This window comes from Nocardia ninae NBRC 108245 (assembly GCF_007990755.1).
Taxonomy (GTDB): domain Bacteria; phylum Actinomycetota; class Actinomycetes; order Mycobacteriales; family Mycobacteriaceae; genus Nocardia; species Nocardia ninae.
Genome location: NZ_BJXA01000057.1, coordinates 1 through 19,155, shown reverse-complemented (window position 1 = coordinate 19,155; position 19,155 = coordinate 1). Strand labels below are relative to the sequence as shown.

16 protein-coding genes and 1 pseudogene are annotated in these 19,155 nt (G+C 67.3%); 11 read left to right on the top strand and 6 right to left on the bottom strand.

Features of this window, described 5'->3' with window-relative positions:
* Positions 1 to 82 precede the first annotated feature (82 nt).
* The 4 genes from NN4_RS31095 (at position 83) to NN4_RS31080 (ending at position 5,186) form a co-directional block, all read left to right on the top strand.
* Positions 83 to 2,035 (top strand): protein kinase domain-containing protein, encoded by a 1,953-nt coding sequence (locus tag NN4_RS31095; RefSeq protein ID WP_147138925.1) that lies wholly within the window; start codon positions 83 to 85, stop codon positions 2,033 to 2,035.
* Positions 2,036 to 2,081: 46 nt separating this feature from the next.
* Entirely contained in the window at positions 2,082 to 3,629 is a 1,548-nt protein-coding gene (locus NN4_RS31090) for an AMP-binding protein (protein ID WP_147138923.1), read from the top strand.
* Between the two features lie 38 nt (positions 3,630 to 3,667).
* Positions 3,668 to 4,456, top strand: coding sequence for a M50 family metallopeptidase (locus tag NN4_RS31085; RefSeq protein WP_147138921.1), 789 nt, complete (start codon positions 3,668 to 3,670; stop codon positions 4,454 to 4,456).
* Between the two features lie 166 nt (positions 4,457 to 4,622).
* On the top strand, positions 4,623 to 5,186 hold the full coding sequence (locus NN4_RS31080) for a type 1 glutamine amidotransferase domain-containing protein (RefSeq protein WP_147138919.1): 564 nt from the start codon (positions 4,623 to 4,625) through the stop codon (positions 5,184 to 5,186).
* Between the two features lie 56 nt (positions 5,187 to 5,242).
* Here NN4_RS31080 and NN4_RS31075 read toward each other — a convergent pair whose 3' ends face one another.
* Positions 5,243 to 5,749 carry a gluconokinase gene (locus NN4_RS31075; RefSeq protein ID WP_371865776.1) on the bottom strand — a complete coding sequence of 169 codons (507 nt, stop codon included), beginning with the start codon at positions 5,747 to 5,749 and terminating at the stop codon, positions 5,243 to 5,245.
* Between the two features lie 121 nt (positions 5,750 to 5,870).
* Positions 5,871 to 6,758 (bottom strand): dihydrodipicolinate synthase family protein, encoded by an 888-nt coding sequence (locus NN4_RS31070; protein WP_147138917.1) that lies wholly within the window; start codon positions 6,756 to 6,758, stop codon positions 5,871 to 5,873.
* A gap of 81 nt (positions 6,759 to 6,839) precedes the next feature.
* Here NN4_RS31070 and NN4_RS31065 point away from each other — a divergent pair, with 81 nt between their 5' ends.
* The 4 genes from NN4_RS31065 to NN4_RS31050 all read left to right on the top strand — a co-directional run bounded on the left by NN4_RS31065 (position 6,840) and on the right by NN4_RS31050 (position 10,645).
* Positions 6,840 to 7,760: an LLM class F420-dependent oxidoreductase gene (locus NN4_RS31065; RefSeq protein ID WP_147138915.1), complete on the top strand. Its 921-nt coding sequence runs from the start codon at positions 6,840 to 6,842 to the stop codon at positions 7,758 to 7,760.
* Between the two features lie 22 nt (positions 7,761 to 7,782).
* Positions 7,783 to 8,649, top strand: coding sequence for a class I SAM-dependent methyltransferase (locus NN4_RS31060; RefSeq protein WP_147138913.1), 867 nt, complete (start codon positions 7,783 to 7,785; stop codon positions 8,647 to 8,649).
* A gap of 187 nt (positions 8,650 to 8,836) precedes the next feature.
* Entirely contained in the window at positions 8,837 to 9,874 is a 1,038-nt protein-coding gene (locus NN4_RS31055) for an alpha/beta hydrolase (protein WP_147138912.1), read from the top strand.
* Positions 9,875 to 10,102: 228 nt separating this feature from the next.
* Positions 10,103 to 10,645, top strand: a complete 543-nt coding sequence (locus NN4_RS31050; protein ID WP_147138910.1) for a DUF4175 domain-containing protein — start codon at positions 10,103 to 10,105, stop codon at positions 10,643 to 10,645.
* Positions 10,646 to 10,768: 123 nt separating this feature from the next.
* On the opposite strand, the gene NN4_RS31045 is transcribed toward NN4_RS31050, so the two are convergent.
* Positions 10,769 to 12,748, bottom strand: a complete 1,980-nt coding sequence (locus tag NN4_RS31045) for a CocE/NonD family hydrolase (protein WP_147138908.1) — start codon at positions 12,746 to 12,748, stop codon at positions 10,769 to 10,771.
* Positions 12,749 to 13,098: 350 nt separating this feature from the next.
* Here NN4_RS31045 and NN4_RS31040 point away from each other — a divergent pair, with 350 nt between their 5' ends.
* Complete coding sequence (locus tag NN4_RS31040) at positions 13,099 to 14,004, top strand: dienelactone hydrolase family protein (protein WP_147138906.1); 906 nt, start codon at positions 13,099 to 13,101, stop codon at positions 14,002 to 14,004.
* A gap of 12 nt (positions 14,005 to 14,016) precedes the next feature.
* Here the strand turns inward: NN4_RS31040 and NN4_RS31035 are convergent, their stop codons facing one another.
* From NN4_RS31035 to NN4_RS31025, 3 genes are all read right to left on the bottom strand, one after another.
* Entirely contained in the window at positions 14,017 to 15,528 is a 1,512-nt protein-coding gene (locus tag NN4_RS31035; RefSeq protein WP_147138904.1) for an FAD-dependent monooxygenase, read from the bottom strand.
* Complete coding sequence (locus NN4_RS31030; protein ID WP_147138902.1) at positions 15,525 to 16,109, bottom strand: TetR/AcrR family transcriptional regulator; 585 nt, start codon at positions 16,107 to 16,109, stop codon at positions 15,525 to 15,527. Before NN4_RS31030 ends, NN4_RS31035 begins: the two co-directional genes overlap by 4 nt.
* A gap of 82 nt (positions 16,110 to 16,191) precedes the next feature.
* Positions 16,192 to 17,091, bottom strand: a complete 900-nt coding sequence (locus NN4_RS31025) for a LysR family transcriptional regulator (protein ID WP_147138899.1) — start codon at positions 17,089 to 17,091, stop codon at positions 16,192 to 16,194.
* A 166-nt stretch (positions 17,092 to 17,257) separates the two neighbouring features.
* On the opposite strand from NN4_RS31025, the gene NN4_RS31020 reads away from it, so the two are divergent.
* Positions 17,258 to 18,331, top strand: a complete 1,074-nt coding sequence (locus NN4_RS31020) for a PQQ-dependent sugar dehydrogenase (protein ID WP_246181177.1) — start codon at positions 17,258 to 17,260, stop codon at positions 18,329 to 18,331.
* Positions 18,332 to 18,876: 545 nt separating this feature from the next.
* Positions 18,877 to 19,155, top strand: a pseudogene (locus tag NN4_RS31015) (hypothetical protein); the annotation flags it as partial.

Below are 19,155 nucleotides of genomic sequence, written 5' to 3'. Positions count from 1 at the left end.
TAAATCGGGCAACTGAACCAGACAGCGTGGCAAGCGGTAGGTAACCTTTCGATGTTCGACATTCGAAGGGAGCCGCATCGCGATGCGACCGCTCGGCGCAGACGATCCCACCCGGATCGGCGACTACCGGCTACTCGGCGTGCTCGGTGCGGGCGGGATGGGCCGGGTGTATCTGGGGCGCAATGCCGGTGGGCGGACCGTTGCGGTGAAGGTGATCCGGCCGGACCTGGTCGGCGACAACGAGTTCCGGGTGCGCTTCCGCCGTGAGGTGACCGCGGCGCGACGGGTCGGCGGGCGGTTCACCGCGCAGGTCCTCGACGCCGATGTCGATGCGAACCCGCCGTGGCTGGCGACGGGTTACGTGGCGGGTTTCTCGCTGACCGAGGCGGTCGAGGAGTACGGGCCGTTCACCGCGAGCTCGCTGCTGGTGCTCGCGCACGGACTGGCCGAGGCCTTGGTCGCCGTGCACGCGGCGGGGCTGGTGCACCGCGACCTCAAACCGTCCAACGTGCTGCTCGCCCTCGACGGGCCCAAGGTGATCGACTTCGGCATCGCGCGGGCGATCGAGGACAGTCAGCTCACCACCACCGGAAAGGTCATCGGCTCACCGGGATTCATGTGCCCGGAACAGGTGACCGGTAGTCCGGTCGGCCCGGCGAGCGATGTGTTCGCGCTCGGCGGGGTGCTGGTGTTCGCCGCCACCGGGCGCGGGCCGTTCGGGGTCGGCGAGATGGTGCAGATGCTGTGGCGGGTGGTGTACGAGGAGCCCGAGCTCGACGGGGTGCCGGATCGACTGCGGCCGCTCATCGCGGCTTGCCTCACCAAGGACCCCGCCGCGCGCCCGACCCCCGAGCGGATCATCGCCGACCTGCAAGCCCTCGGCATTCCCGGCCGTGGCGGTTGGCTGCCCGGTCCGGCGCTGGAGGAGGTCAGCAGGCGCGCAGTGGAATTGCTCGATCTGGACTCCGGGCCGTTCGACGTGCCTGAGGCGATCGGCAAGACGGACGTGGATTCGGCGCGCACCGCCGACACGGTGGCCCAAGCGTTTCTGGACCCGAATGTGCGGGCCGCGACAAGTCTTCCCGGTTTCGGGCAAGCCGAACTCGCCCCGCGCTTGCCGTGGCAGGATGCCGCCGAGGAGCCGGGTGTAGCGGGTCCGCCAGGACAGCAGAGTTCGCCGCAACAGCTGGCGCCCCCGCCTGGACAAACCGCGCACCCGTCAGGGCAGACAACGCACCTGTCTGGTCAGACCGCGCACCCACCGGGTCAGACAACACACCCGCCAGGACAAACCGCGAACTCGCCGGGGCAGACGACACACCTGTCGGGTCAGACCCCGCACCCGCCGGGGCAGACGACGCACCTGACAGGACAGACCACGCCTTCGTCAGGGCAGACGGCGCACCTGTCGGGACCTACCGCGCAGTCGCAGGGATACCCGACCTTCATAGCCGGGCAGTCCGCATATCCGTCCGACCAGACCTATTCCCGTGGCGCACAGGATGTCTCGGGGAATCCGCCGGACGCACAGCACCCAGCACCACGACCCAAGCGTCGCGCCGCACTCATCGCGGCCGCGCTCGCCCTGTGCCTCGCCGTCGCAGTCGCCGCCTTCGTGATCACCGAACAGATCGCCCGCGGCCCCGGTGGTTCCGCCACCCAATACACCGACTCCCCCGGCACTCCCGCCGCCGACGTCCCGGACGCGTTCATCGGCGAATGGAAGGGCGTCGTCGAGGACAAACTCGGTAGCTACGACATCGTCTTGACGCTCGACGAGGGAGCGCTCGGCACGGAAATCGGCAGTTCCGCCAACACCGGAAATGTCATCGGCCTTAAATGTGGTCGAGCAGAAACACTCACGGATGCGTCGTCGGACACACTCACGCTGACCGCCCGACTCACCGAGGACGGCGGCGGCTGCAACGACGAAGGGGCGACCACCACCGTCCGGCTACAGTCCGATGGCACCTTGTCGTACACCACCCACGGAGTATTCGGCGACATGACGGGAACCCTCACCAAAACCTCGTGAGCCGCTTGTGCTACGAGGTTGCTGACGGAGTGGCAGACTGCGAATCATGGATGATGCTTCATCGACCCCGACCATCACTTGCGCGGGACGCGTCCGGTCGCAGGCCGAGGCGCACCAGCGCGCGGGACGGCTGGCGGCCGCGCTCGCGGAAGCGGGAGTGCAGCCCGGGAACCGCGTGGCGATCATGGTCCGCAACGACATCGAGTTTCTCGAGGTGTCCCTGGCCGTCGCGGCGTGCGGCGCGAACGCGGTGCCGATCAATACGCGCTGGCAGGTACCCGAGGTCGCGCATGTGCTCGGCGACAGCAATGCCTGCCTGGTGGTCGCTCACACGGAGTTCGTCGATATCGTGGAACGGGCTGTGCCGCAGGAAGATACGACCATTCTAGAGATCGCCATGCCGCGCGAGCTACTCGCCGAGGCCGGCCTGGACGCGGCACTGGCCGAGCCGACCGGCAGGCACCCGACCCTGGAACAGTGGATCGACAGCCACCCCGAGCCGCTCGGCCGCATCGAGGGCGCGCGCGACGATTCGACCGGACTGATCTATACCTCCGGCACCACCGGCCGCCCCAAAGGTGTACTGCGCGAACGGATGACGCCGCATCAGTGGTTGACCATCGCGGGCAGCGCGGCCAAACGGCTCGGGCTCACGCCGCGCGGGCAGGCGGTGATCCCGGGACCGCTGTACCACGCCAGCCCGAACGGAATCGCGACGCTGGCGATGCGGGTGGGCACCAACCTCACCATCATGACGCGCTGGGATGCCGAGCAGTTCCTGCGGCTGGTCGACGAGCGCCGCATCAATCAGGCCAAGGTCGTGCCGACCATGCTGTCCCGGCTGCTGTCGCTGCCCGAGGACGTGCGCAGTCGCTACGACGTGTCGAGCCTGACCCACATCATTCACTCGTCGGCACCGTGCCCGCCTGCGGTGAAGCGGGCTGCGATCGACTGGTTCGGAGATGCGCTGATCGAGTACTACGGCTGTGCCGAAGCGGGCACGATCACTTGGATCTCCGCCCAAGAGTGGCTGGCGCATCCGGGTAGCGTCGGCCGCCCGGCGGACGGTGCGGCGGTCGTGGTCGCCGATGAGTCGGGCGAGCCGCTGCCCGCGGGCGAGACCGGTCAGGTGTTCGTGCGGGGCGCCGACTACTGGCCGAAGTTCCGCTATCTCCATGACACCGACGAATCGGCGAGTCCGGTGCCGGGTTTCCTCGGCGTCGGCGACCGCGGTTACCTGGACGACGACGGGTTTCTGTATCTCACCGGGCGGTCCAGCGAGCTCATCATCTCCGGCGGGGTGAACATCTATCCCGCCGAGATCGAGAACGCGATCATGGCGCTGGACGGTGTCGAGGATGTCGCGGTGTTCGGTATCCCGCACGCCGGTGATCTCGGCGAAGCCGTTGCCGCACAAGTTGTTCCGCGTCCGGGCGCAGAGCTCACCGAGGAAGGCATCCGCGCGGCGCTGGTCGGGCAGCTCGCCTCGTACAAGGTGCCGAAGGCGCTGCGGGTCGTGGCCGAACTTCCCCGCGACGATGCCGGAAAGATCTACAAGCGCCAGCTGCAGGCGGAGATGTCGGCCGCCGGTTGAGGCGCGCCCGGCGCGGCGGTAACCGTTAGAGTGCGGCGGTGGACAGAGCCGAATGGGTCGAGCGGGGCACCTCCATCGTCGACCGCCTGACGACAACCCAAACCCAGCCGCCGTGGTGGTTGGTGGCAGGCGCCGGGGTGGTGGCGCTCGTACTGGTCGGGTACACCCCGCTGTGGCGGTTCACCCGCAATATCGTCACCATCGCGCACGAGGGTGGGCACGCGCTGGTCGCGCTGCTCACCGGGCGCAGGCTCAACAGCATCCGATTGCATTCGGACACTTCGGGTCTCACCGTGTCGAGCGGAAAACCCTACGGGCTCGGCATGATTCTCACGACCATGGCGGGCTATCCCGCGCCGCCGCTGCTCGGACTGGGGTTCGCCGCGCTGCTCGGCGCGAGCCGGATCACGCTGATGCTCTGGACCGCCATCGCACTGCTGGCCGGGGTGTTGATCATGACGCGCAATGTCTACGGCATGCTGACCGTGTTCGCGGTCGGCGCGACCGTGTTCGCGGTGTCCTGGTTCGGCACCGACACGTTGCAGGCGGGTTTCGCCTACCTCGGCGCCTGGTTCCTGCTGCTCGCGGGCGCACGACCGGTGATCGAACTGCAGCGCGGACGTTCCCGGCAGTTGCGCAGCCGCTACCAGCAGGACGTCGCCTCCGACGCCGACCAGCTCGCCCGCCTCACCCATCTCCCCGGGCTGCTGTGGGTCGGGCTGTTCGGGGTGGTCGCGGTGGGCTCGCTGCTCGTCGGCGCGGGGCTGCTGATCTCGGATATCTCCGGGGTCTGCCTGCCGAGTCTGTCCGGCGGGACCTGCACCTGATCACGACCCCCTCTGCGTAGGCCGACCTGCGCTCGAGCCTGCGGTCCGCGTCGCAGCGCCGACGTTGCCGAAGCGGCGCTCTCCCCGACTCGGTGGGCTCTAACGGGTTTAGCTTTCCGTTTTCGCGGCACGCCTACTCCTGGGACGAACGAAAGGAGTAGTCGGCATGTCGGACGAACTGAATGGGACGCGCGTACTGATCATCACGTCGAACACGGGTGTAGAGCGCGATGAGCTGCTGGTACCGCAGCGGGAGCTGAAGGAAAAGGGTGCCACCGTCGTGCATGCCGCGCCCAAGAACGAGCAGGTGCAGACGTTCGAGCACGACACCGAGAAGGACGTCACGGTACAGCCGGATTCGGCGTTCGATGAGGTCGAAGTCGATGACTACGACGTGCTGGTGGTGCCCGGTGGCACGGTCAACGCCGACAAGTTGCGGGCGGAAGATCGCGCGGTCGAGCTGGCCAAGGGGTTCGCCGCGGCGGGCAAGCCGATTGCCGCGATCTGCCATGGGCCGTGGTTGCTCGTGGAGGCCGGGCTCACGCCTGACAAGACGTTGACTTCGTACTTCTCGCTGCGCACGGATGTGAACAACGCCGGCGGGCGGTGGGTCGATCAACCGGTGGTGCGTTCCGCTGAGGACGGTTGGGCGCTGATCACCTCGCGCAATCCCGATGATCTCGCCGACTTCTGCGGGGCGATCGCCGAGGAGTTGACGGCGAAGGTGTAGATCAGGCGGCGTGCTCGGGGCGTCGGCCGCGTCGTCACGCGCGTCCGGCTGGCGCGTCACCCGCGCAACGCTGTCGCCGTCTCCCGCGCCAGCTCCGCCGGGTCTTCGGTCGCGTCGACTGCGGTGCCGCGCTCGTCATCGCCTAGTGGTTCGAGCGCGGCGAGCTGGGAGTCGAGCAGGCTCGACGGCATGAAATGTCCGGTGCGGTCGGCCATTCGGTGCGCGAGTTCTTCGCGGGGCGCGGTGAGATGCAGGAAAAACGCGGTGGGTGCTGCGGCGCGCAGTCGGTCACGGTAGGCGCGTTTGAGTGCTGAGCAGGTGATGACGCCGCCGCGCTCGCCGCGCTCGGCCATCCATGCGGCGACCTCGTCGAGCCAGGGCCACCGATCGGCGTCGTCCAGCGGGATTCCGGCCGCCATTTTCGCCACGTTCGCCCTGGGGTGGAAGTCGTCGCCCTCGGCGTATTCGACGCCCAGTTCGGCGGCTACCGCGCGGCCGACGGTCGACTTGCCGGATCCCGACACCCCCATCACCACGACGACAGGCAGGTCTCGCTCCGGCACGTCGGCTCCTTTGCTCGTTGCGCACCGTTTGCGAGTGGTGCGCCATGTCCGAACTGACACTAGCGCGGGCGTGCGCTGATCTGGTCGGGCACGTCGGCAGTACGAGAGCTTCAGCGAAGCGTCATCGCGTGGCCGCAGCGATCAGTTCGGCGATCGTGCGGCGGGTGTCGTCGTCCACCGGCAGCAAGGGCGGTCTCGGGTCGCCGGCGTCGACGCCGAGCGAACGCAGTCCCGCTTTGACGGTTCTCAGTAGGCCGCCGCGGGTCAACGCGGTGAGCAACGGTTCCAGTTGCCCGAAACGCTTTGTCGCCAACCCGGTTTCGCCTGCTCTCAGCAGTCGCCACACCTCGGCGATCTGCTCAGGAACCAAACAAGCTGCGGCCGTGCACCATCCCGCCGCTCCGGCGTCGAATGCTTGCAGCGCGAGCCGATTACTGCCGTTGAAGAACGGCACGCCCATCCCACCGAGTTCCGCGATCCGGCGCATCCGCGCAATGTCCCCGCTGGATTCTTTGATCATGGTGATGTTGTCCACGCCCGCAACAAGTTCCACCAGGAACTCCGGCGGCATGTCGATGCCGCTGGTGCCGGGATTGTTGTATGCCATGACCGGCAGTGCCACCGCATCGGCTACCGCGGTGAAGTGCCTGCGCAGCTCGTCCTCGGTCAACCGCCAGTACGCCACCGGCAACATCATCAGTGCGGTGGCGCCCAGCCGTTCGGCGAGCCGGGCTCGGGAAATCGTTCCCGCCGTGGTCAACTCCGACACCCCGACCACGGTCGGCACCCGCTGGTCGACCTGCTCCACACAGATCGATGCCACCGCCGCCCACTCCTGGTCATCGAGGTACGCGCTCTCCCCCGTACTCCCCAGCGGCGCAACAGCATCCACTCCGGTGTCGACCAGCCGATCCACCAGTGCCCGCAGCACCTCCTCATCGACCTTGCCGCTGTCGGCACTGAACGGCGTCACCGGATACGCCACAATTCCCGAGACAGACTCACTCATCGCCACTCTCCAATCCGCACCCCATCATCGCGGTACCCCCGGCCGTACCGGATGGAAACGTCCTCGGGCACCATGGTGATCATGGACTTGCGCATCTTCACCGAGCCGCAGCAGGGTGCGAGCTACGACACGTTGCTGACCGTGGCCAAAGCCACCGAGGACCTGGGATTCGACGCGTTTTTCCGGTCCGACCACTACGCCGCGATGGGCGACGCGGATGGCCTGCCCGGCCCCACTGATGCCTGGATCACCCTCGCCGGGCTGGCCAGGGAGACCAAGCGGATCCGGCTGGGCACGCTGGTGACCGCCGCAACGTTCCGGCTGCCCGGACCGCTGGCGATCCAGGTCGCCCAGGTGGACCAGATGTCGGGCGGCCGGGTGGAGCTCGGGCTCGGCAGCGGCTGGTTCGCCGAGGAGCACGCCGCCTACGGAATCCCTTTTCCCGCAGATAAATTCGCTCGGTTCGAGGAGCAGCTCGCGATCATCACCGGCTTGTGGTCGACCAAGCCGGGTGACAAGTTCGACTTCGACGGCGAGCACTATCAGCTGACCAACTCCCCCGCGCTGCCGAAGCCGATGCAGGATCCCGTGCCGGTGCTGATCGGCGGACACGGCGCGACTCGCACGCCGCGGTTGGCCGCGCAGTACGCAACCGAGTTCAACATGCCGTTCTCCTCCATCGAGGACAGCGCCGCCCAGTTCGGGCGGGTCCGCGCCGCGGCCGAGGCGCGGGGACGCCGGGCCGACGACCTCATCTACTCGAACGCGCTGGTCGCCTGCGTGGGCGCTGACGATGCCGAGGTGGCGCGGCGGGCCGCGGCGATCGGCCGCGAGGTGGACGAGCTGAAGACCAACGGGCTGGCCGGTTCGCCCGCCGAGGTGGTCGACAAGATCGGCAGGTACGCCGAGATCGGTGCACAGCGGATCTACCTGCAGATTCTGGACCTGGCCGACCTCGACCACCTCGAATTGATCGCCGAAAAGGTCCAGGCGCAGCTCTGACCGCGGCGAGATCGGACGCCCCATGGAGACCGGACAGCCGAGCAGGACAGCGCTGGCCACCGCGTATGCCCGCGCCTACCACCAGGTCGCACCCGAGCCACGGGTGCTCACCGACCCGTTGGCGGCGGCGATCGCCGGTGTGCGTGCCGAGGAACTGAGCGAGGCGGTAGTCGCCCCGCCCGGCGAAACGGCGGCCGATGCCGCTCTACAACGGCTACGGCGCCTGTGTTTGGCGGCCCGGTCCCGGTTTGCCGAGGACACCATCGCCGACGCGGTGGCCGACGGGGTGCGGCAGGCGGTGAGCCTGGGCGCAGGCCTGGACACGTTCGCCTACCGCAACCCCCATGCCGGGCTGCGCGTGTTCGAGGTCGATCATCCCGCGACGCAGACGTTGAAGCGTATGCGGCTGGCCGAGGCCGCGATCGAGGTCCCCGATTCGCTGACCTTCGCGCCGGTCGACTTCGAAACCGCCACGCTCGCGCAGGGTTTGGCGGCGGCGGGCTTCGCACGCGACGAACCCGCCGTCTTCCTCTGGCTGGGCGTCGTGATGTACCTGGCCCCGGACACAGTCCGGGGCACGCTGCGCTACATCGCCGAGCACGCGGCCCCGGTGCGTGTGGTCGCCGACTACATCGGCCCGCCGTCGGCGGCCGCGCCCGAGTATCGGGCGGCACTCGCGGCCAGGGCGGAGCGGGTCGCCGCCCTCGGCGAGCCGTGGCTGAGTTACTTCACTGCGCCCGAGATGACGGCGGAACTGCGTGCCGTGGGCTTCACCCACATCGACGACCGCAACTCGGCGGACGTGCTCGCCGACTTCATCGGCCGGGCCGAGCTCGGCCCGGACCCGGATCTGTTGAACTCCCGCATCGTCCGTGCCGGCCGCACCTGAGCACCGCCGCGCGTACCGGGGATTGCTACTGGGCGCCGGCACTGAGGGCTTCGGGCACATCGAGCACGGCCGCGAGGGAACGTCGGCACACGCCGAGGTGGGCTTGCGCAAGCGACTGTGAAATCGGGGTCCACATCGGGGGGGTTCCCGATGCGGACGCACTCGGCAGATCCGTAGCGTCGATGTCATGTCCGATATAGTCCGTCGTCGAATTCCTGCGGGTGCAATGCTTTTCGCCTTGACTGTGGCCGTCGCGGTGGGGGCGTGCACGTCATCGACGACCGTTCCCGAGCGGCCGGGCGGGGAGCACAGTGGGGGGATCGAGGCGGTCGCGCAGCAGCGCCTCGACGAACGCACAGTCGATCTCACCGTGCGATCGAATGCCCTCGCACAGGACACCACGGTTCGGCTGCTCACCCCGCCCGGCTGGCACGATCGCGCCCCAGGCCGCACGTGGCCGGTGCTGTACCTGCTGCCTGGCGGCGACGGCGACCACGCCGGCTGGACCACCGACACCGACGTTGCCGACATAGCGCAGCTCCGAGATGTCCTGATCGTGATTCCGGGAATGCCGATGTTCGGGTTTTACACCGACTGGGCCGCCGGCGGGCCGAGAATCGAGTCCTTCCACCTCGACGAGATGATTCCGCTGCTCGAACGCGACTTCGGCGCGAGCCGGAAGCGGGCGATCGCGGGTATTTCCCAAGGGGGTTACGGCGCGCTGAAATACGCCGCCCGCCGGCCCGGCATGTTCGGCGCCGCCGCCAGCTATAGCGGCTGGCTGCACCCGCTGCGACGTGCAGAGGTGGTTCTCGGTGCCGCCACCTTCCTCGGTTCCGACGGCTCCGCGTTGTGGGGCGACCCGATTCGCGACCGAGCGCGATGGATGGCCAACGATCCCTACTACCTGGCCGACAAGCTGGCCGGGATCCCTCTCTATCTATCCAGCGGTGACGGCTCCCCAGGCGAATTCGACCCCGCGAACCTGCCACATGAATTCCTTTTCCCCGAAATCGACAGCCTCGCAGACGAATTCCCCGCCAGCATGATCGACCCGACGGAAGCAGTTATGGGTGAAAGCACCCGGCTGGTCGCCGACCGATTGGCGGCATTGGACGCCAACGTGACCACCCACCTGACCGCAGGCACCCACAGCCCGCCGTACTGGCGCGACAATTTTCACCGCTCGCTGCCCATCCTGCTCGATGCGCTCGGGATCCGATAGCCGGCGCCCCCGCCTCGTGAAACGGTGGCAGGCGGCAACCGCATCGCCGCGCTCGGCAACCATGTAGTCGGCGGCTACAGGTAGTCAACGGCAACATTTATGGTAGCCAGAGGTGCCAGAGCGTCCCGACGAGCAAGTCTGGACCTCGCGGACAGAATTTCCAGGAACGCTCTCCCCCAAGCTGATACGGTCACGCGAGTGCCGATTGTCTCGACCCGGGAGCGACAAATGAGTGATCGCACGGCATCGCCGCCACTGTGGTGGAGATTGACCACCGTTGCGATTGCCGTTGCGACAGTTGCCCTCTGCCTCGCCCAGCTGTGGGGCGAGGTGTCGAAAGAGTCACTCCGCTACGTGCTCTACACGTTGGCGTTGTGCTGGGCCGTCGGCCTGGCCTGCTTGGCGACCGGACTGGCCGGTGCGTTGCGCTACCGCACCTGGCGGTTGAGCCTCATCGCTCCGGTGGTGGCGATACTGAGCATTGCCGTGGCATGCACCGGGATACCGGGCAAAGTCGGCTGGGCTCTGTCGAAAGATGCGTTGGAGCAGGCAGCAGTGACGTGCGCCCACACGAAGGAGACCAGACTCGGCGTCATTCGGGTCACTGCGATCGCCAAGCGTGACGGGGGATGCTGGCTCTACACCCACGGTGTTCTCACCGATTCCGTGGGATTCGCCTATTTCCCGGACCGGGCCCCGGTAAGCAGCAGTCCCGAGACCAGCTACACACACCTCGAGGGCCCCTGGTACCGCTTCTATGACGGCTTCTGAGCGGTAGGTTCGCCGGCGCCACTCCCCGAGCGGCCAGCCCACCGGATTCACCCGTACGGCTGCCGGCGAGCCTCATGCCGGCAGCCGCTCGGGTAGCTCATCCGAAAGGCCGCCCAGCCGACATCACCCCAGCGGCCTGTCGGTCGGCAGGTTCACGAAGCTCGGCGCGGCCGGATCCAGTTGCAACGACTGCGGTTTGAGTTCGGTGTTGTTGAGCAGGGGCCGAAAAGGCAGACCCTTGGGGGAGTTCCCGGCGAAGACGTCTACGCGTAGTCGATGTCCGGGCTGGAAAACGGCTTGGATCGGGATGACGGCGATGTCCAGGGCGACGGGTTCGCCGGGCACTACGGGCAGCAGGGTGTCGAGGGTGATCGGGTTGTAGGGGGCGGTGTAGTCGCCGTTGGGTGCGCGGGTGCTTTTCACGTCGTCCACGGCACGCATCGATGCGGTGAGCTGGCCGGTGCTCAGTACGGTCGAAGTTCCGTCGGGGGCAACGTCGTTCACGGTGACCGCCCAGTATCCGTCGGTCGCGTCGTGCACGGTGTTGAGGTGCACGTTGATCGGGCCGGAGAGGGTGGTCCGCTCGGTGACCGGCGGGCTGGTGAAGGTCAGTGCGTTGCGTTCGGCGATGCGAGAGTCCTTGGCGCACATATCCAGTACCGCGGTGATGCCTGCGGCGCCCTGGGCGGTGTCGCGGGAGCAGACGGCGGTGAGGCCGGGGGCGACGGTCAGCGTGCGAGGTGCGGCGGGCTTTGCCGCGGACAGGGATCCGTCGTGCACGCTTTCGGCGGTGCCGCTGGGCTCGGCGGACAGGTAGACCCGTCGGTGCGTCATGTCGGTCTGCGGGAACTGTTTCATGGTGACCCAGCCGCCGCCCTGCTCCCAGACGGTCACCGGGCCGAATCCGTCGATGCCGTGGTCGATGTCTTTGAGCCACTTGTCGAACCACACCCGCTGCAAGACGTCCAGCCGCGCGGGGCCGCCGGGCACGCCGGTGCCCGCGCCGGGGTTCGCGTGATAGGTGTCGCCGACCAGTAGGCGTTTCTGGTTGACAGGCAACGGGATCGCGTTGAAGAGGGTGGTCGCGCTGTTGGCGAAGATGTCGTGCCAGCCGCCATAGACGAAGGTGGGCACCGTGATTCGTTCCGGATGGCCCAGAATGGCCTGCCGGAAGTCGCTGTCGTCGTCCAGCGCGGCGGCCAGCGTCTGTGGGATCTGGTCGAGCGACGGTGTGAGCAACGCCTGGGTCAGCAGGTCGACGTTGGTGGACGGATCGGCCATGCGGTCGCTCAACCAGCGCCAGTCGAAGGTGCCGTCGAGCATCGAGCGCACGTCGGGGATCAGCTTCGACTGGTTCACATTGCTCAGCCAGAGCGGCAGGAAGGTGGTGCCGACGCCGCCGCCGGGCGCGACGACGTCGCGCATCAGGTCGCTGCCCGGTTCCACCGGGAAGATGGCTTTCAGTGCGGGCGGGGCGTTTTCGGCCGCGCGGAGCTGGTTGATCCCCGCATAAGAGCCGCCGCTCATGCCGACCTTGCCGGTGGACCATCGCTGGACCGCCGCCCACTCGAGCACTTCGCGGGTGTCCTGCTGTTCACGGGCGCCGAGGGTGTCCCAGGTGCCCTGGGAGAAGCCGGTGCCGCGCACATCGGCGACGACCAGCGTGTATCCGCTGCGAATCAAGTTGCGGTCGAGCCCGAGTACGGTCTGCACGGTGCCGCCGTCGAGCGCGTGTAGTAGATCGCCGAAGCCGCTGATCGGCGTCCCCGAGAGGTTCATCCGGCGCAGGGAGTCCAGGACGAGCGGCTGCAGGCCGGGTGCGGCCAGCGCCGAGTCGACCAGGTTCGCGATCAGTTTGGTGTACGGCGTGAGGTTCACGATGGTCGGCAGTGGTCGCTGTTCCACCACGCCGTCCGCGTTCACCGGGCGGTAGACATTCGCCTTCAGCACCACGCCGTCGCTCATCCGGATCGGCACATCCCAGTCGATGTGCACGTCGGCGTACGGCTGTGGGCCGTCGTGCAGTGCCGTCCAGCGCTCACTGTGCGTGCCGGGGTGTGCCGTGGCCGAGCCCACCGCAAATCCACCGCCAACCGCTACCATCGAAAGGACTGTCGCCAGCCGAGCCGCGCGGACAAACCGTTGTGCCACTTGCTGCCCCGAAAACATCCTTCTCCTCGACCGATGTGCCGCTTGTTGATTGGGCTCCGCAATGTCGAGGCACAACATAGCAATCTGTACGCAAATGTCCGGGAGGTACGGCCCGGTCGGTTTGTCGGGTTGTCGCGGGACGGCTATCCGGTTGTGCGATATCGCATTTGCCCGGATTCGGCGTGGAGATACCAAGCGGTTGGGTTTAAGAATGTCGCCGGGCCGACATTGCCGTGCGGCTCAGTCGCGCCGTTGCCCGCAAAGCCACGCGGGGTGCTGCGGCGGGGCCTACCTTGGTGGGCATGACGCCGCTGCAGCGCTATATCGCGGAAGAAATCGCAGCCGATCATGCCGACGGCCTGTTGAATCGCCGGGAGGCGCTACGCCGCCTCGGGCTACTCGGTGTCGGGCTTCCCGCGGCGGCCGCCTTGCTCGCCGCCTGTTCCAGTGGGAACGACGATCAGCCCGTCACCTCGCAACCACCCTCCCCCACAACGACATCCGCGCCGCCCGGGTCGAGCACCGCGCTGCCGACCGCGCCGATCACCTTCCCGGGCCCGGACAATCGCGAATTACAAGGCGCCTGGGCCGAGAGTCCGGAGCCTCGCGGCGGCGTGCTCGTCATCCATGAGAACAAGGGCCTCACCGACCATATTCGTTCGGTGGCAGGGCGATTCGCCGGAGCCGGTTATTCGGCCCTCGCCATCGACCTGCTCTCCGCGAAGGGCGGCACCGCGACGTTCACCGATCCGGCGGCCGCGACCGCCGAGCTCAGCAAGACCCCGCAGCAGCAGCTGCTCGCCGACCTGCGCGCCGGTCTCGACGAACTCGGGCGGCGGGTGCCGGGTAAGCAGCTCGGCGCCACCGGCTTCTGCTTCGGCGGTGGCCTGGTCTGGCTCCTGCTGACCGCCGGGCCGTCCACCCTCGCCGCTGCCACTCCCTTCTACGGGCCCTTTCCCGACAACGGCGATTTCTCTGCGTCGAAAGCCGCAGTGCTCGGGGTCTACGCGGCGAAGGATGCCCGTATCGATGCCACCCGCCCGGGCGCTACGGCCGCGCTCGAGCGTGCGGGCACGCCGCACGAAATCTGGGTCGCGCCGGATGCTGATCACGCGTTCTTCAACGACACCGGGCCACGCTATTCGCCGACGGCCGCCGAGGAGGCTTGGCGGCGTGTGCTCGGTTGGTACGGAACACATCTGGGCTGATCGGGTAGCGGGTCACCAGGCCAGGTAGTCCTGAACCGGCGCGGGATCCGTCGCAACGACGCCGATGTAGCCGTCCGGGCGGACCAGTACCAGCGTGCCTGGACCAGCCGGGTCGATGTCGTAGTTGCGGAAGGCCGAGCCGACGGTAGGTGTGGAATCGTCGCTTGCAGAACTCGGTTCGATTACTCGTGCTCGGACCCTATCCCCCTGTGCACGAACAACTTCAGCGACCACCGAGGCGGTATCCGTGCCGAACCCGAGCAGCGTGAAATGGGGACCGCGGAACAGATCGAACAGGCGGCCCTCCGCGCACTGAGCGTCGGGCGCACGATCACCCGCCCGCACCGCACGAGGGTTCTCGCGCATATCCACGGCCAGCGGTCCGCCACGGTAATTGAGCTTCAGCTGGAAGATGTCCGGATTCCCCTCGCCCGGGTCCGGCGCTCGGAAATTGCGGCGATGCGAGCGTGTCGTCACGTCGAGGACCTGTGCCGCGATCGGAAACCGCTCGTCCTCGTAGGTGTCGAGCAAACCGTCCGGGGCGCCCGACAGCACGGCCGCCAACTTCCAGCCGAGGTTGTAGGCGTCCTGGATGCTGGTATTCAGCCCCTGCCCCCCGGCCGACGAATGCACATGCGCCGCGTCGCCCGCCAGGAACACCCGGTCCACCCGAAAGCGGTCCACCATACGGACATTCACGCGATACACCGAGATCCAATTCAGGTCGAACAACCGGATGTCCGATCGGCCGGACCGCTCGTCGAGAATCCTCTGCACGGCCGCCACCGTCAGCTCGGGCACCTCGTCGGCGGTCATCGAAGCGACGAACTGGTAGTAGTCGGTCCCCGGCATCGACCACAGCGAAAAGCGTTCCTGCACATCGCCGGTGGTCAGGATATGACAGTAGGTGCCGGTCAGTCCCTCGGCCCTGACATCGCCGATCAAGGTCCGCTCCGTCTCGAAGGTGTCGCCTTCGAAGCCGACACCGAGCGCCTTGCGCACGAAACTGCCGCCGCCATCCGCGCCGACCAGATACCGCGCGCGTACTCGCTCCAGTGTGCCGTCACGGCTGAGCGTCGCCGTGACGCCCGCGTCGTCCTGGCCGAAATCGACCAGCTCCGTGCCCATTTCGATCCGGCCACCCAGTTCGAGCAGCCGGTCCCTGAGCAGTTCGTCGGTACGCCACTGCGGCAGCAGCCACGCGTCCGGATATGGCACGCCGTGGTGACGCTCGAGCGGCGCGATCCCGAGCATTTCGTGCAGCGTCCGCGTCCACTGCACGTGTGTGCCCTGATACATGCGGAACGACGGGAACGGCGCCCCCGCCGCCAGCACCGCGTCGAGCACACCGAGATCGTCGAAGACCTCCAGAGTCCTAGGCTGTAAACCCTTTCCGCGCGATCCAGGGAAGAGCCGCGTCGCCTTGTCCACCACCAAACAGTCGATGTCACGCCGAGCCAGCTCGCAGCCGAGCGTCAGCCCGGTGGGGCCGGCGCCCACGATCAGCACCTGCGTGGTCGTCATCTGTCGTCCTTCGTCGAAAAAGTGCGGGTGAGGATGGGGAGCAGCAGGTCATCGACCAGGTCGGTGAGGAACGCTCGGTCGAGCGGCTCGCCGAGAAACATCCGGCGCATGATCTGCCCCTCCGATACCTGGTGTGCCAGTTCGGTTGCGGTGCCCTCGGGCAGTTCGCCGCGCGCGACGGCGCGGTCGACGATGGTGCGGAACGGGCCGAGGTCCTCGTCGGCCACGTGGGCGCGCAGTGCGACGCCGAGTTCGGTGTCCACGCGCATGGCGTGCATCAGGCCCGTCATCATGGTCACGTAGTGGTCGTCTACCTGCGCGGTCAACGCGACCAGGGCCGCGATCAGGTCGTCGCGCACCGTCCCGGTGTCCGGTATCTCCGCGACGTAGGCCGCGTCGTGTGCGTCCATCGCGGCCTTGACCAGGGCGGGCTTTCCCGGCCACCGCCGATAGATGGTCGCCTTGCTCGCCTGCGCCCGAGCCGCGACGGCGTCCATTGTCATTGCCGCGTAACCGATCTCGCCGAGCAGCTCGACGGTAGCGGCGAGTATCGCCTGTTCGCGTTCCGCGCCCCTGACCACGGCTCCTCCAAGTGAACGGTACGGTTTCGTTCGCTTCGACGCTAGCGCAACACCGGCGATCGGCACAAGGCCGACGGTGCGATTACGGAGTTCGATCGCCGAGAGCGACGTCCCGGCACGCCGCCAGCAGCGGCTGCAACCGCTCCATGGCGTTGCTGCGCACGGCGAGCACCGTGGGCAGCGCGAGCACGCCGGGCGTGCAGACAGGCAGGAAGGCCACCCGGCTGCTGTGCAGTAGACGAGCGTGCGGGGCGTAGAGGACGGTCCAGCCTGCGGCACCTGCGCCGAGCGCGGCGAGGGTGTCCTGGATGGATACCTGCTCGGGACCGAAGACCGGTTCGAATCCCGCCTTGCCGCAGGCGGTCAGCACGAGATCGTCGAGCAGGGCGTTGTTCTGCCGGTTGGTCAGGTAGAGCGGCAGCTCGGCGAGCTGGGCGAGATCGACACACCGGTCGGTCGCCGAGGGATGGTCGGCGGGCAGCGCGACGACCAGTTCGTCGTACCACACCGGAATCTGCTCCACGCCCTCCGGCGCGGTCACCTCGCCGCGCAGAAAGGCCGCGTCCCATTCGTATTCGGACACTTTGCGCAGTCGCTGGCCCAGGGCCGCCGAGGTCAACTCCACCTTCACACCCGGTGCGTGTTGTTTGAGCGCGACGAGCAGCCGCTCCAGCCGTTCGCCCATCCCCCGGCTGGTCCCGATGCGCAGCACGGTCGGCGGGGTGAGGAAGTCGGCGACGCTGGTCCGCGCGCGCTTCTCCGCCGCGAGCACCTTCTTCGCGGCAGGCAGGAACGCCGCCCCGGCCTCGGTGAGCCGGACGCTACGAGGCGAGCGTTCCAGCAGCACAACACCGAGCTCGCGTTCGAGCCGGCCGAGCTGCTGGCTGACCGACGATTGCACAATCATCAGTCGTTCCGCCGCCCGGCCGAAATGTAGCTCCTCGGCCACCGCGACGAAATACCTCAGTTGACGAAGTTCCATGACCTCAACGTGGTTCGGGGACAAGACTGGGTCAGGCTACCGCCCGTGCTGCGCGGCCAACCGATGCGGCTTCTTCCCGCGCGCCGCGGGCCTTGGAAATGGTGTCGGAGGTGCCCACATGGGTATAAGGAATGTCAGGTTTGCGCGTCGTCGTGCCGTCGGTGCGGTGGGCACCGTATTTCTGGTCGTCGGCGTGCTGTGCGGGTGCGACAGCTCGGATCGGACCGAACCTGCTCCCCAGACGGTGCACAGCACCGCGCCCAGTGAGCCATCGGGCGCGGCCGATCTCGGAGCCGCAGAGGAGATCGCGCACGGCATCGAGGTGCCGTGGGGGCTGGCCTTCCTGCCCGACGGCAAGGCCTTGGTGGCCGAGCGGGATACCGGGCGGATTCTGCGGATCGGGCCGGGCCACCCGCCGGAACAGGTCTACCGGGTGCCCGGCGTCGTCGCGCGCGGTGAAGGTGGGCTGCTCGGATTGGCGTTGTCACCGCAGTACAACGAAAACCGTTACATCTACGCGTATTTCACCGGCGACACGGACAATCGGATCGTACGGTTCCGGCTCGATGGACGGCCGGAAGTGGTGTTCGACGGGATCGCCAAGGCCGGCAACCACAATGGTGGGCGGATCGCGTTCGGACCGGACGGGATGTTGTACGTCGGGACCGGCGACGCGGGACAGACCGCGCGGTCGCAGGATCCGGCCAGCCCCAATGGGAAGATTCTTCGGCTGACGCCGGAAGGCAAACCCGCGCAGGGTAATCCGACACCGGGATCGCCGGTATACAGCCTGGGGCATCGCAATGTGCAGGGACTCGCGTGGGACCGCACCGGGCAGTTCTTCGCGGCCGAGTTCGGGCAGAACCGATTCGACGAGATCAATCTGATCGAGCCTGGACGCAACTATGGTTGGCCCGCGGTCGAGGGGAATGGCGGCACGGATCGCGGATACGTCGAACCGTTGACGACGTGGACTACCGCGGCGGCGTCACCGTCCGGCATCGCGATCGCCGGGGACACACTCTATGTCGCAGCGTTGCGCGGTGCCCGATTGTGGACCGTGCCGCTGCGCGACGGCACTGCCGGGCAGCCCCGAGATGTGTTGCAGGACAAATATGGTCGGCTACGCACGGTCATGGTTGCGCCCGACGGAGCACTCTGGCTCACCACCTCCAACACCGATGGGCGCGGCGATCCTGGCCCGAATGACGATCGCGTCCTTCGCTTCCCGGCTCGGTGAGCACCAGGACTCCTGGCCGACAGACTGTTTCGCGCCGCGGCACGGCGACCCGTATGCGGAATAGCCGTATGTGCCGAATTCCCCAGTTGAATTGCCGGTTATTCGATTCATAGTAATCGCCGCCCGAAGCGCGTAGGCTGAGTTCACTGCTCCAGCCAGGCGACATCATCAAATGTTTCCGTTGCTGGCAGAATGAGTCGAAGCGTGGATGACTGTACGAGTGTGTCAATGTTTCGATATTCCATCGAGACGCATCCCGGACGCACGCCGCAGAAATATGTTACCGAAAGTCCCTCGACGGCAACAAGTTTCATCGACCGGCTGAAATCGTACCGATAAAATACTCTCCGCTGAATCTCGATCTCCAACGCTGACGAAGACGGCGAAGTAATGACTTGTCGATTAATCGACGAGCCGGTGAATACGCCGTGGCGCGCGTACTCGCATTCCTCCATGTCGAAACGGAGGCATAAAAGCTCGCCATCCCGGCCGGTGCCGATACATCGGCCTCAGCGCATCAGCGCTTCAGCAATCGGAGTACGACCATGACTACAACACTCACCACACGCACCCGCATCGCCGCCCTACTGGGTGGCCTCGTGCTGACCACCGGCACCATGATCGCCGTGGCACCACCGACATTCGCGGCTGCCTGCGTCACCGTCCACGGCGCGAACGGCGCACCGGGCACCGCCAGCAACCCGGCAGGCGGTGTGGGTGGGAACGGCAGCGCCGGTGCCAAGAACTGTCCAGGAGGTAACGGCGGCAACGGCGGCAACGGCTACGGCGGCGGGGCCGGTGGTGCGGGCGGCATCGGCGGCAAC

Bases quoted from the DNA above. Each gene is read 5' to 3' on its own strand.
- NN4_RS31090 (WP_147138923.1), top strand. From the start codon at position 2,082: ATGGATGATGCTTCATCGACCCCGACCATCACTTGCGCGGGACGCGTC.
- NN4_RS31065 (WP_147138915.1), top strand. From the start codon at position 6,840: ATGGACTTGCGCATCTTCACCGAGCCGCAGCAGGGTGCGAGCTACGAC.
- NN4_RS31025 (WP_147138899.1), bottom strand. From the start codon at position 17,091: ATGGAACTTCGTCAACTGAGGTATTTCGTCGCGGTGGCCGAGGAGCTA.
- NN4_RS31040 (WP_147138906.1), top strand. From the start codon at position 13,099: ATGACGCCGCTGCAGCGCTATATCGCGGAAGAAATCGCAGCCGATCAT.
- NN4_RS31070 (WP_147138917.1), bottom strand. From the start codon at position 6,758: ATGAGTGAGTCTGTCTCGGGAATTGTGGCGTATCCGGTGACGCCGTTC.
- NN4_RS31080 (WP_147138919.1), top strand. From the start codon at position 4,623: ATGTCGGACGAACTGAATGGGACGCGCGTACTGATCATCACGTCGAAC.
- NN4_RS31055 (WP_147138912.1), top strand. From the start codon at position 8,837: ATGTCCGATATAGTCCGTCGTCGAATTCCTGCGGGTGCAATGCTTTTC.
- NN4_RS31095 (WP_147138925.1), top strand. From the start codon at position 83: ATGCGACCGCTCGGCGCAGACGATCCCACCCGGATCGGCGACTACCGG.
- NN4_RS31045 (WP_147138908.1), bottom strand. From the start codon at position 12,748: ATGGTAGCGGTTGGCGGTGGATTTGCGGTGGGCTCGGCCACGGCACAC.
- NN4_RS31050 (WP_147138910.1), top strand. From the start codon at position 10,103: ATGAGTGATCGCACGGCATCGCCGCCACTGTGGTGGAGATTGACCACC.
- NN4_RS31035 (WP_147138904.1), bottom strand. From the start codon at position 15,528: ATGACGACCACGCAGGTGCTGATCGTGGGCGCCGGCCCCACCGGGCTG.
- NN4_RS31060 (WP_147138913.1), top strand. From the start codon at position 7,783: ATGGAGACCGGACAGCCGAGCAGGACAGCGCTGGCCACCGCGTATGCC.